The 12,180-nt window shown below is 64.0% G+C and carries 13 protein-coding genes; 6 read left to right on the top strand and 7 right to left on the bottom strand.

The annotated features are described in order from the left end of the window. Positions 1-9 precede the first annotated feature (9 nt). Positions 10-1,464: an exodeoxyribonuclease I gene (sbcB, locus tag ACUCV0_RS17940; RefSeq protein ID WP_482213300.1), complete on the top strand. Its 1,455-nt coding sequence runs from the start codon at positions 10-12 to the stop codon at positions 1,462-1,464. 255 nt (positions 1,465-1,719) lie between these two features. Here the strand turns inward: sbcB and mvaT are convergent, their stop codons facing one another. Next, positions 1,720-2,103 carry a histone-like nucleoid-structuring protein MvaT gene (gene mvaT, locus ACUCV0_RS17935; RefSeq protein WP_059315949.1) on the bottom strand — a complete coding sequence of 128 codons (384 nt, stop codon included), beginning with the start codon at positions 2,101-2,103 and terminating at the stop codon, positions 1,720-1,722. A gap of 298 nt (positions 2,104-2,401) precedes the next feature. Here mvaT and purU point away from each other — a divergent pair, with 298 nt between their 5' ends. After that, complete coding sequence (purU, locus tag ACUCV0_RS17930; protein ID WP_059315948.1) at positions 2,402-3,253, top strand: formyltetrahydrofolate deformylase; 852 nt, start codon at positions 2,402-2,404, stop codon at positions 3,251-3,253. Further along, entirely contained in the window at positions 3,225-3,467 is a 243-nt protein-coding gene (locus tag ACUCV0_RS17925) for a hypothetical protein (RefSeq protein WP_482213299.1), read from the top strand. The genes purU and ACUCV0_RS17925 overlap by 29 nt, the downstream gene beginning before the upstream one ends. Here ACUCV0_RS17925 and ACUCV0_RS17920 read toward each other — a convergent pair. Together ACUCV0_RS17920 and nadC are read right to left on the bottom strand one after the other, a co-directional pair. Then, entirely contained in the window at positions 3,455-3,676 is a 222-nt protein-coding gene (locus ACUCV0_RS17920) for a hypothetical protein (RefSeq protein ID WP_059315947.1), read from the bottom strand. The genes ACUCV0_RS17925 and ACUCV0_RS17920 overlap by 13 nt on opposite strands. 116 nt (positions 3,677-3,792) lie before the next feature. Beyond that, complete coding sequence (nadC, locus tag ACUCV0_RS17915; protein ID WP_482213298.1) at positions 3,793-4,641, bottom strand: carboxylating nicotinate-nucleotide diphosphorylase; 849 nt, start codon at positions 4,639-4,641, stop codon at positions 3,793-3,795. Between the two features lie 286 nt (positions 4,642-4,927). Here nadC and ACUCV0_RS17910 point away from each other — a divergent pair, with 286 nt between their 5' ends. Further along, the gene (locus ACUCV0_RS17910) at positions 4,928-7,120 is read left to right on the top strand and encodes a DUF1631 domain-containing protein (RefSeq protein ID WP_482213297.1); all 2,193 of its coding nucleotides are present in this window, start codon (positions 4,928-4,930) and stop codon (positions 7,118-7,120) included. Positions 7,121-7,182: 62 nt separating this feature from the next. Here ACUCV0_RS17910 and ACUCV0_RS17905 read toward each other — a convergent pair whose 3' ends face one another. Both ACUCV0_RS17905 and ACUCV0_RS17900 read right to left on the bottom strand, forming a co-directional pair. Then, on the bottom strand, positions 7,183-8,475 hold the full coding sequence (locus ACUCV0_RS17905) for an NAD(P)/FAD-dependent oxidoreductase (protein WP_059315945.1): 1,293 nt from the start codon (positions 8,473-8,475) through the stop codon (positions 7,183-7,185). A gap of 256 nt (positions 8,476-8,731) precedes the next feature. Continuing rightward, entirely contained in the window at positions 8,732-9,211 is a 480-nt protein-coding gene (locus tag ACUCV0_RS17900) for an MOSC domain-containing protein (protein WP_068383365.1), read from the bottom strand. An 84-nt stretch (positions 9,212-9,295) separates the two neighbouring features. Between ACUCV0_RS17900 and ACUCV0_RS17895 the strand changes: the two genes are divergently transcribed. Then, on the top strand, positions 9,296-9,772 hold the full coding sequence (locus ACUCV0_RS17895) for an FAD/FMN-containing dehydrogenase (RefSeq protein WP_313648063.1): 477 nt from the start codon (positions 9,296-9,298) through the stop codon (positions 9,770-9,772). Further along, complete coding sequence (ampD, locus tag ACUCV0_RS17890) at positions 9,772-10,332, top strand: 1,6-anhydro-N-acetylmuramyl-L-alanine amidase AmpD (protein WP_482213296.1); 561 nt, start codon at positions 9,772-9,774, stop codon at positions 10,330-10,332. Before ACUCV0_RS17895 ends, ampD begins: the two co-directional genes overlap by 1 nt. Here the strand turns inward: ampD and ACUCV0_RS17885 are convergent. Both ACUCV0_RS17885 and cra read right to left on the bottom strand, forming a co-directional pair. Beyond that, on the bottom strand, positions 10,329-11,126 hold the full coding sequence (locus tag ACUCV0_RS17885; RefSeq protein ID WP_482213295.1) for a TatD family hydrolase: 798 nt from the start codon (positions 11,124-11,126) through the stop codon (positions 10,329-10,331). The genes ampD and ACUCV0_RS17885 overlap by 4 nt on opposite strands. Further along, positions 11,123-12,115, bottom strand: coding sequence for a catabolite repressor/activator (gene cra / locus ACUCV0_RS17880; RefSeq protein WP_059315940.1), 993 nt, complete (start codon positions 12,113-12,115; stop codon positions 11,123-11,125). Before cra ends, ACUCV0_RS17885 begins: the two co-directional genes overlap by 4 nt. Positions 12,116-12,180 lie beyond the last annotated feature (65 nt).

Below are 12,180 nucleotides of genomic sequence, written 5' to 3'. Positions count from 1 at the left end.
GAGGGCGGTGTGACTGACAGTATCTTCTGGTACGACTTCGAGACCACGGGGATCGATCCGCGGCGGGATCGTCCGTTGCAGGTTGCAGGGGTTCGTACCGACCTTGAACTCAATGAAATTGGCGAACCGCTCAATCTGCATTGCCAGCTGAGCCCGGATGTCCTCCCGCATCCCTCGGCCTGCCTGGTCACCGGTATCCTGCCGGCTACCCTGCAGCGCCTGGGGCTGCGCGAGCGAGATTTCGTGCAGCGTCTCCATGACGAAGTCAGCCGCCCGCGCACCTGCACCGTTGGCTACAACAACCTGCGCTTCGATGACGAAATGGTGCGGCACAGCCTGTACCGCAACTTCCACGATCCCTATGCCCGTGAGTGGCAGCAGGGTAACAGTCGCTGGGATGTGTTGGGCTTGATCCGGGCAGTCTATGCCTTTCGCCCGGAGGGCCTCACCTGGCCCGAGGAAAACCAGCGGCTGTCCCTGCGCCTCGACCGGTTGACCCTGGCCAACGGCATCGAGCACAGCCAGGCGCACGACGCCCTGGCCGATGTCCGTGCGACCCTCGCCCTGGCACGGCTGGTCAGGCAGCGCCAGCCGCGGCTCTATGACTATCTCTGGACGCAGCGCCAGAAGAAGGCGGCACTCGCACGCATTCGCCTGCTCGAGCCCTTGCTGCATGTCTCCGGTCGCTTCAGCGCCGAGCGCCACTTTCTTGCTCCCGTCCTGCCGCTGGCCTGGCATCCAGTCAACCGCAACGCGTTGATCGTCTGTGATCTCGGCGCAGCGCCGGATCCACTGTTCGACCTCGATGCCGATAGTCTGCGCCAGCGCCTCTACACCCGGCGCGATGCCCTCGCTGAAGGCGAACTGCCGGTCCCCCTCAAGCTGGTGCAGATCAACAAGTGCCCGATCCTGGCGCCCTTCAGCGTCCTGCGTCCTGTGGACACGGAACGCCTGCAGTTCGATCTGGCCGCCGTCTGGCGCACCGTTCGCCGGATTCTCGATCAGCGTGCGAATTGGCAGCCCAAGGTGCAGGCGATCTATAGCGAACCATCCGGTTTTTCTGAGCAGGAACAGGACGCCGAGCTAAGACTGTATGACGGTTTCATCGCGGCTGAGGAACGGCAACTCTGCGATCAAGTTCGTCATTGTTCCGCCGAGCAACTTGGTACTCGAACCTGGGCCTTTCAGGATGAGCGTCATCCGGAACTGTTCTTTCGCTACCGCGCACGTAACTTTCCTGAGTTGCTGACGGCGGAAGAGGGGATACGCTGGCGGCAATTCTGTCGGCAGCGATTGCTGAGCGAAGCCGGACAAGGACATATGACCTGTAGTCAATTCCTTGCCTTGAGCGAACAATTGCGTCTTGAAGTGTCCGTCGATGTGCTATCCATTCTCGATGCCTGGTCCGCTCATGTGCGCAGCCTGATTCAGCAACTGGATAGCGACGTTGCCACTGCGACCTAAAGTCGCGGCGCTTTGTCACCGATCAAGAGAAGCACGGATAAAGAAAGGGCTTGGATCGGCAAACCGATGAGGTGATCTGCCTAATCCTGCTCGCCACCCTGGCAGACTAGGGAATGGGCACGAGTAGGTGGAGGTTTGAGCAGGTTGCTGAACGTGCGCAGGGTAGGAGCAGGTATTGCTGGCGCCTGAGGCCCTGCACTGGCCGTAGCGCTGGTAAGAAGGCAAGAAAAACGCCGGCAAGCCGGCGTTCTCCGATCAATCCAGCAGGGTAGCCCAGGACTCGACGTCGTCGGAGCCCCACTTGGCCTTCCACTCTTTCAAGGTCTTGTGATTGCCGCCCTTGGTTTCGATCACTTCGCCATTGTGCGGATTCTTATACTGCTTAACTTTGCGCGCACGCTTGGGGGTGGCAGTGTTGCTGGCCTTGTTGGTGCGAGCCTGACGCGCGGGTTTGGCTTCGGTGTCGAGAATGCCGATGATGTCGCGCAGGGACTTCTGATACTCACCCATCAGCGAACGCAGTTTCTTTTCGAACTCCAGTTCGCGCTGCAGTTTGTCATCCTGTTGCAGCGACTTCAGGCGCTCCTGCAGTTCCTTGATGGCTTCTTCGGTCTGGCGGTATTCATTGATGAGTGACATAAACGGCCTTTGTTCTGAAATGATGCAGAGGTGAAAGTCTGCAGCGATCATAGATTGGCTATCGGGATAAGTAAACGGTCTTTGATATAGGCGTTCATTAGTCATTTGAGTGCGGCATTAATGGATTTGCCAAGTCGCCTGCAACTTTAAACGGAATATCCATGGAACTTGTCAGGTGACGACTGGCCGCTTTCGATTATCCACTGGTCTCCTGGGGCCTGTGTGCGGAGCCCGGCGCCGCTCGACGCTGCCAGCGACTGCGCCTAGAATGCAGCCCCTTTTCGCTCGAGGTTGTGCTATGCAAACGTTTCGTCTGGTGATCGCCTGTCCGGACGGGGTAGGTATCGTGGCCAAGGTCAGCAACTTCCTGGCGACCTATAACGGCTGGATTACCGAAGCGAGTCATCATTCGGATACGGAGAGTGGCTGGTTCTTCATGCGCCATGAGATCCGCGCCGATTCACTGCCCTTCGATCTGGCAGGTTTTCGCCAGGCCTTCGCGCCCATCGCGCGAGAGTTCTCCATGCAGTGGCGGATCACCGACTCGGCCCAGCGCAAGCGCGTGGTGCTCATGGCCAGCCGCGAATCCCACTGCCTGGCGGACCTGCTGCACCGCTGGCACAGCGGCGAGTTGGATTGCGAGATTCCCTGTGTCATCTCCAACCACGACACCCTGCGTAGCATGGTCGAATGGCACGGTATTCCCTTTTTCCATGTGCCGGTCGATCCCGCCAACAAGCAGCCGGCCTTCGACGAGGTCTCGCGGCTGATCGATCTGCACCAGGCGGATACCGTGGTGCTGGCGCGCTACATGCAGATCCTGCCGCCCGATCTCTGCGCCCGCTACGCCCATCAGGTGATCAACATCCACCACAGCTTCCTGCCGTCCTTCGTTGGCGCCAAGCCCTATCACCAGGCCGCGCTGCGGGGCGTGAAGCTGATCGGCGCCACCTGCCACTATGTGACCGAAGAGCTGGATGCCGGTCCGATCATCGAGCAGGACGTGGAACGTGTCAGCCACAGAGACAATGTCGAGGACATGGTGCGGCTGGGCAAGGACGTCGAGAAGATGGTGCTGTCGCGTGGGCTGAGATACCACCTGCAAGAGCGGGTCATGGTCCATGGCAACAAGACCGTCATCTTCGACTGACCGCGATGTCCAGGCGGCGCCCGGCACTGCGGAGCCGCCGCCGCGCCTGGGCGAAGGCTGCCTCTCCCGCTATGACCTGCAGGCCATGACGGGCGAGGGCGGTGCGGACTTCAGCGCGGCGGCCGCGCTCTGGCGTCAGCTACAGGCGTCGGCAGGCCACGCGGACGCAGCGCCAGATGACGCGCATTCCAACGGCTCCGCTCAGTCGTCCTGAGCGGTCGCTTCGGCAGCGGTCTTGGCCTTGTGGTCGGCGATCTTGCGCACTTCCGAGGCGAATACTTCGTCCTGCACGGTAGGACGCTTCTTCCAGGGTTTGCGATCGGGTTTGGGCTGAGCGGCGTAGGTGACGATTTCGCCACCGTAGACATCTTGATAGCGCTGGGCCTGGCGTTCCAGTTCAGCGCGCAGTTGATCTTTGGTCACGGGTTCGATCTTGTTCGAGTATCGCGAGGGGCGAGCGGTCGCGGGGACCGCTCGAAGCCGGTGCGCTTGGCGCGGCTGCGGAGTCTAGCCGCCGCGACGCCCTTTGCCTATCCCGCTCACGCGAGGATCCGCATCGACAGATCGATCGCCTTGACGTCCTTGGTCAGGGTGCCGATGGAAATGTAGTCGACGCCGGTCTGGGCGATGCCGAGCAGGGTGTCTTCGTTGACGCCCCCCGAGGCCTCCAGCTTGGCCCGGCCGGCGGTCAGGGCCACTGCCGTGCGCATGTCGGCCAGGCTCAGTTCGTCCAGCATGACGATGTCCGCACCCGCGGCCAGGGCCTGTTCCAGTTCTTGCAGATTCTCCACCTCGACCTCCACCGGGCGCCCCGGTGCCAAGTGGCGAGCGGCATCCACGGCCTGGGCGATGCCGCCACAGGCGGCGATGTGGTTTTCCTTGATCAGGAAGGCGTCGAACAGCCCGATCCGGTGGTTGTAGCAGCCGCCGCAGGTGACCGCGTACTTCTGGGCGCGGCGTAGGCCAGGCAGGGTCTTGCGAGTGTCCAGCAGGCGCACGGCCGTGTCCTGTACCAGGTCGGCATAGTGCCGGCAGCGGGTGGCGGTGCCGGACAGCAGCTGCAGGAAGTTGAGGGCGCTGCGCTCGCCGGTGAGCAGGGCCCGCGCCGGCCCCTGGAGTTCGAACAGCACCTGGTCAGGGACGACCCGGTCACCATCCGCCACCTGCCAGCTGACGGTTACCTGCGGATCCAGGACGCGGAACACCTCGTCGACCCAGGCGCTGCCTGCCACGACCGCCGCTTCTCGGGTGATGACACGCGCCCGGGCGTGCTGCTGGGCGGGAATCAAGCCCGCCGTGAGATCGCCGCTGCCAACGTCTTCGCGCAGGGCTGCGGCGACGTTTTCGGTGATGACCTGGGCAAGATCGGACAGGGTAGCGCTGGACATTGAGGGACTCCGATAGGGGGCTGCAGGAAGCGGACGGGCAACTTTAGGGGAGGTTGACGATCTGAGATAGACAACGTTGAATCATTCGAAGGGCAGGCGCTGGCTGACAGGTGCCTTGTGAACCCGGTCATGTACTGCGCAGATGCCGATTGGTCGATGCCGTTGCAGAGCAAATAATGGCACATCGACAACGTTTCACCTCGCGGCCAGGGCGGCCAACGTTGTTCAATGCTCCTGTAGTGGAACGCGATTCAGCCGAACGCAAGGACGGTTGTGGGAGGCGGTGGTGCAGAACGACGTAAATGTGGTTCATTTCAAGGCGCTCGGGGAATCTTCTTCCCGATTGCCTGCTGTGCTTTTACCGGTCAGGGATCGCGCCGCTCAGCGACTCAACACCTCTTTGCAGCAGCTGTTCGACAATGCCGACGATGCCCTCTTCGAAATGGCCGATCGGGCCGGTAGCAACCAAGAACAGAGCCTCTACTTCGAAGCGATGCGTGATCTGCGCCTGAGACGCAAGAGCATCGAGCGCAGCTTTCTCCAGCAATATTTCGAACGCTTCGCCGCGCTGAACAACCTCGTTGGCAGCAAGCCGGAGATGCGCCTGGACAGCGTCTCCTACGAAGACCTGAGTCTGGTGCAGAACGACGCCCTGGAAGAGAGCGTGGCGGTGGACACCATGGTGGCCAAGGCGCTCAGCAACAACGCCATGGCCATCAGCCACCTGACCATCAGATTCAACACCCAGCTGTCCAGCAAGCTGGATGACGCGACTCATCCCCTGGGGCCGCGCCGCCTGTGCGAGGCCTTCGTCGAGGCCTGCCGCGATCTCGATACCGACATCAAGGTCAAGTTGATCATCTACAAGCTGTTCGAGCGCTTCGTGCTCAATGGCCTTGGTCAGCTGTACGCGGAATCCAATCGGCAACTGGTCGATGCCGGGGTACTGCCCCAGCTCAAGGCCATTCCCCAGCAGGTGCCGGGCCGCTCGTCCAAGGGGTACAGCGGGCGCACGCCGGCCCACGTCAACAGCGAAGACGATGGTCAGGAGCTCTTCGGCACCCTGCAGGGCCTGCTGGCCCAGTTGCGATCCCCGGGCAGTGCCACCCTGGGTGGCGGAAGGCCCAGCGACGAGGGCGCCGCGACCGGCGATGGCCAGGTCATCACCAGCTACGACCTCATGCGTCTGCTGTCGCACCTGCAACAGCAGATATCCAGCCAGTCCCTGGACGGTTACGACCTGAAGGCGCAGTTGGGCGTGGCGCTGGGCCGCATCAGCGAGCGCTCGGGTCGAAAGCGCGTGGTGGGGCAGGTCGACGAAGACGTCATCAATCTGGTGGCGATGCTGTTCGAATTCATTCTCGATGACCTCACCCTGCCGGACTCGCTCAAGGCCCTGATCGCCCGTCTGCAGATTCCCATGCTCAAGGTGGCGGTCCTCGATAAGACCTTTTTCAGCCGTGGCAGCCATCCGGCGCGCCGCCTGCTCAACGAGATCGCCGCGGCCTCCCTGGGCTGGGGTGAACAAAGCGATCTGCAGCGCGACGGTCTCTATCAGAAGATCGAGCAGATCGTGCAGCGCCTGTTGAGCGACTTCGTCGACGATCCAGAAATCTTTGCCGAATTGCTGGCCGACTTCATGGCCTATGTCAGCGATGAACAGCGCCGTAGCGAGCTGCTGGAACAGCGCACCCGTGACGCCGAGGAAGGCCGGGCCCGTGCCGAGATCGCCCGGTTGCAGGTGGAGCACGTGCTGAGTCAGCGCCTGCAGGAGCATCAGTTGCCAGGCGCCGTGCAGCGCGTGTTGCGCGAGGCCTGGAGCCAGGTGCTGTTGCTGACCTGCCTGAAGCAGGGCTACGACTCCAGCGAATGGCGCGCGGCCCTGAAGACCATGGACGATCTGATCTGGAGCATCCAGCCGCACCACGACGTGGCCTCACGGCAGCGGCTGCTGGAAATGGTGCCCGGTCTGCTCAAGGCCTTGCGCGAAGGCCTGGCCAGCGCGGCCTTCGATCCCTTCTCCACCTCTGAATTCTTCACCGAGCTCGAGTCCCTGCACGTACAGACCTTTCAGCAGACGCGCCCCGAGCTGGCGGAAGCGTCGGCGACTCCGGATGTGGTGGCGGCCGCGCCGACGCCGGTCCCTGCCGACGAACCCTTCGAGCTGCCGCGGGCAGGCGAACGGATCGCAGGCCTGACCGCCGAGTCCCTGGAGTGGGTGGATAACCTGTCGGTTGGCGCCTGGCTGGAAATCCTCGACGTCGAGCAGAAGTTGCGCTGCAAGCTGGCCGCGGTCATTCGCCCCATGGGGCGGCTGGTGTTCGTCAATCGCACCGGCATGAAGGTCCTGGATCGCACTCGCGAGGAACTGGCGCTGGATTACCAGGAAGGCCGGGTACGGCTGCTCGACGATGCTCTGCTGTTCGATCGCGCCATGACCTCGGTGATCGGCAACCTGCGTGGTCAGTCGCCGTCCTGAAACCGTTGTGGAATGAAAAAAGCCGTCCCAAGGACGGCTTTTTTTATGCCTGAGTCAGGGGCTCAGTGCAGCTTCAGGCGTGGCTCGGTCTTGCGTCTCAGGTGATCGCCGGCAAACAGCGCCAGGGCCCGCAGCGGGCCATAGAGAGCGACCTGGTGCATCCGGTAGAGCGAGACATAGAAGGTCCGCGCCAGCCAGCCTTCCAGGGTCAGGCTGCCGAGGGCGCCACCCATGAGATTGCCTACCGCGCTGAAGCGCGACAGCGAGATCAGCGAGCCGTAGTCCTTGTAGACATAGTCGGGCAACGGCTTGCCTTCCAGGCGCGCCTTGAAGGTCTTGACCAGCAGCGAGGCCTGCTGGTGGGCGGACTGGGCGCGGGGCGGTACGGTACGGGTGTCGCCCGGGGTGAGGGGGCAGGCCGCGCAGTCGCCGAGGGCAAAGACATCGGGATCGCGAGTGGTCTGCAACGTCGAATTCACCACCAGCTGGTTGATGCGATTGGTCTCGAGGCCAGCCAGGTCCTTGAGAAAGGCCGGTGCGCGGATACCGGCGGCCCAGACCTTGAGACTGGCCGGGACGAATTCGCCAGCGGTCTGCAGGCCGTCGGCCCGGACTTCCTTGACCGCCGAACTGGTCAGCACCCGGACACCGAGTTTTTCCAGCGTCCGCTGCGCCTGGCCGGCGAGGCGCTCCGGCAGGGCCGGCAGGATGCGCGGGCCAGCCTCGACCAGGGTGATGCGCAGGTCTTCGGGGCGGATGCGGTCCATGCCATAGGCCTGCAGCTCTTCGGCGGCATTGCGCAGTTCGGCGGCCAGCTCCACGCCGGTGGCGCCGGCACCGACGATGGCCACCTCGATGAATTCACCCGGCTGCTCGCTGACGTGGGCGCGCAGGTAGTGGGTCAGGAGCTTGCGGTGGAAGCGTTCGGCCTGGGCACGGGTGTCGAGGAAGATGCAGTTTTCCGCAGCGCCCGGGGTGCCGAAATCGTTGGTGGTGCTGCCGATGGCCAGCACCAGGGAGTCATAGCCGATCTCCCGCTCCGGGACCAGGATGGCGCCGTCGTCCTCGATCGCCGCCAGCTGCACCTTGCGGCGCTCGCGATCCAGACCGGTCATGCGTCCGAGCTGGAAGTCGAAGTGGTTCCACTTGGCCTGGGCAACGTAGCTCAGCTCGTCCTCGGTGGAATTGAGCGAGCCGGCGGCCACCTCGTGCAGCAAGGGTTTCCACAGGTGGGTGGCGTTGGCGTCGATCAGCACGATCTGCGCCTGGTCGCGCTTGCCCAGGCTGCGGCCCAGGCGGGTAGCCAGTTCCAGGCCGCCGGCGCCGCCGCCGACGATAACGATGCGATGGGTCATGGAGAGCACTCTTGGAGAAGGAAAGCCTTGGCCGGTCCGGGCGCGTCGCCGCAAGCGGGCGCAGTCCCGGGTCGGACGAAATCAGGGGTCGTCGCGCCGTATGGGGATCGCGGTATCTGGAGAGGAAGATGGGCGAGAACTGGTGGTTTTCAAGGGAAACAGCCTGCATCTACCCAGGCGGCGATGTCCGCGGCGACGAGAGGTAGCGCTAGTTTAACCGGGCTGGCCCGGCCATTCGACCCTAGGGAAACTGGGGTCAATCCAACACCTGTACTCGATCACCCAGGCGGATGATGCCGCTCTCCAGCACCCGGGCGGTGAGTCCGCCATGACCCCGCATGGCCTGGAAGGTACCTGCGCCCAGGCGTTCTTCCAGGCGCGCGCAGGGCTGGCACCAGCCGGTGGTTTCCAGCACCGCCTGGCCGATGCGGAAGCGGCGATTCTTCAGGCTGAAGAGATTGATTCCGGCGATGGCCAGGTTGCGTCTGAGATCGGCCGGCGCCACGGGCGTGCCGATCAGGGCCGCGACCACTGGCAGATGCTCCCATTGAATGAGGGTGACCTGGCGCTGGTTGCGTGGGGTAGGGCGGGCATGATCGCCGGTAAGACCCGCATCCCGGCGCGCCTCCACGGCCTCGATCTCGACCATGGGCGCGCGCGAGGCGGGTCGCACACCGATCCAGCGCACCTCGCCGGACTGGGGAACCTGGGCGAGCAGTTCTTTGAGCGGAATCATGGGGCTCCTCGATGCGATGGGTGGTGCCAGCCTGAGCGGTAGGGCAGGATAGCGGCCCTGATAGATCGCTCAAGAGAGGATGCCATGCGCGCAAGAGTTCTGGCGTTGTTGCTGTCGTGTCTGTTGCTGCCGCTGTCCGCGCTGGCGCTCGAGCCGGGCGAACGTGTCTCGCCCTTCACCCTGCTCGACCAGCGGGATCAGCCCTATACCTTCGACGATCAGTTGCAGGTGTTGCTGGTCGCCCGCAGCATGAGTGGCTCCGGGCTGGTGAAGGAAGCCATGCGCGACCAGCCCGCGAACTATATCGACGGCACCCGGGTGGCCTATATCGCCGACATCAGCAGCATGCCGACTGCCATCACCCGGATGTTCGCCGTGCCGGCCATGCGCAAGTACGGCTACCGGGTGCTGCTCGATCGTGAATCGCGCGTCGTGCCACGCTTCCCGGGGGATGCCGACAAGGTGCTCTGGGTGACCCTCGACCATGGCCGCTTCGTCAGCCAGCGCGAATTCAGCGACGCCAATGCCCTGCGCGACGCGCTCAAGGCCAAGGCGCGCTGATGGACAGGGTGTTCGTCGATGGCTGGTATCGCGAGGCGCGACTCTGCCCTTCGCCCAACCATAACGAACGACCGCCCGGGACGGAAGTGTCCCTGCTGGTGATCCACAACATCAGCTTGCCGCCCGGGCAGTTCGGCACCGGTTGCGTCCAGGCCTTCTTCCAGAACTGCCTGGATCACTCGGCCCATCCCTTCTTCGCGGAAATCGCCGAGCTGAAGGTGGCTGCCCACTTTCTCATCGAGCGCGACGGGGTGGTGACCCAGTTCGTGTCCTGCGAACAGCGTGCCTGGCACGCCGGGGTGTCCTGCTTCGACGGTCGTGAGAATTGCAACGACTTTTCCCTCGGCATCGAGCTGGAAGGCACCGATGAGCTGGCCTACACCGATGCTCAGTACCGTGCCCTGGGGCGGTTGGCGAGGGCCTTGCAGCGGACCTATCCGGCGATCACCGCCGAGCGTATCCAGGGCCACAGCGACATCGCGCCGGGGCGCAAGACCGATCCGGGGCCTGCCTTCGACTGGCAGCGCCTGGAGGCCGAGTTGCAGCCTGACGAGGATTAGGCCGGCGGGTCTGCCTCCCAGCCGAACACCGCGCAGGCATTGCGCGTGGTGGCGGCGGCCAGGGTCTCCGCAGAGACCTGCCACAGCGGCGCCAGGGCGGCGCAGATGGCTGGCAGATGGGTCGGACTGTTGCGCACGTCCGGGTGCATGGCCGGCGGCATATCGGGCGCGTCCGTTTCCAGCACGATGCCATCCAGTGGCAGCTGCGGCAGCACGCGCTGCAGCCGTCTGGCCTGGGGCCAGGTGGGGGCGCCACCCAGGCCGATCTTGAAGCCCAGGCGCAGGTATTCACGGGCTTCTTCGTAGCTGCCGGAAAAGGCATGGGCAATGCCGGCGCGTGGCGGCTTGAGGCGTTTCAGAATCTTGACCACATCGGCATGGGCGCGGCGCACGTGCAGCAGCACCGGCAACTCCAGCTCCATGGCCAGGCGCACCTGCTGCTCGAAGAACCAGGCCTGACGCGGCTTGTCTGGCGTCTCGATGAAATAGTCCAGACCGATCTCGCCGATTGCGCAGAGGTGGGGATCTGGCCGATGGTCCAGGCAGAAGGTCCTGAGCGCCTCGATATCGGCCTCCTGATGGCGGTGCAGGTATAGCGGATGCAGGCCTGGAGCCGCATAGAGGCCGTCATGGGCTGTTGCAACCCTCCAGAGTTGCGGCCACTGGCTGCGCTCGACCCCGATCAGTACCTGGCGCACCACGCCGATTCGCGCGCATTCGGCCAGCAGCGTGGGCCGCTCGGCGTCGAAGCCCGGGTAGTCCAGGTGGTTGTGGGTGTCGATCAGCAGGCTCATGACAGGCGGCGTTTGAGAACCCTTGGAATGGCTTGGACACCGGGCAGGTAGTGGTCGTTTTCCAGGGCGTCCAGCATCAGCTCTAGGGCCCGCTCGGTGATGACCTCGTGTTGCTGGGAGATGGCGTTGACCTTGAACGGCAGGTAGTCGAGCAACTGGGTATCGCCAAAGGTCGCCAGGCGCAAGGTGTTGCCCTCGGCCAGCGGATGATCGCGCAGCACGTCCAGCACGCCTTGCAGCAGCACATAGGAGGTGGCCAGCAGGGCGTCGGGCCAGTGGCCGAGTTCCTCGATCATCGCCTGGGCCTGAGCGCGGCCGCCGTCGCGACTGTAGTGAGGGGCATGACGCTCCCAGTGGCGCGCTGGGTGATCGGCAAGGGCGGCGGCGAAACCGGCGGCGCGCTCGCGGCTGATCACCAGGTCCGGGCGGGCGCCGATCAGGGCGATACTGTGGGTGTCGGGTGTCAGCAGAGTAGCCGCCAGTTGGCGACCGGCGGTGTGGTCGTCGCTGACCACCGAGCAGAACTGCGCGGGATCGAGCTGGCGATCGATGGCGATGATCGGGATGTTGTGTTCCTGCAGCTGCCGATAGGGCGCGTCGTCCTCGGCCAGGCTGCTGGCGGTGAACAGGCCGTCGCAGCGACGGGCGCGAAACAGCGCGATGAGCTGGCGTTCGCTGTCGGGATTGTCGTCGGTGCAGGCGATCAGCAACTGATAGCCACGCGCTCGCGCACGTCGCTCCAGCTGTTTGGCCAGACGGGCGTAGCTTGGGTTTTCCAGGTCGGGCAGCAGAAAGCCCAGGGTGTGGGTCGCCCCGCGGCGCAGGCCGGCAGCGCGCTGATCAGGCTGATAGCCGTGGGCCTCGACCACGGCCATGACTCGCGCCACGGTCGCGGCGCTGATGCGCCTTTGCGCTGCTTTGCCATTGATGACATAGCTGGCGGTGGTAAGGGATACGCCGGCCAATTGGGCGATGTCGCTGAGTTTCACGCCTGTTCCTCATCGGACCTGAATCGCCTGTGCTGTACGCCATGAACGAGACGGTCTTTATTGTG

Source organism: Pseudomonas sp. VMV1, from assembly GCF_056790235.1.
Note: the sequence above shows the minus strand (reverse complement) of the source record. Positions and strands in the feature narration are given on the sequence as shown.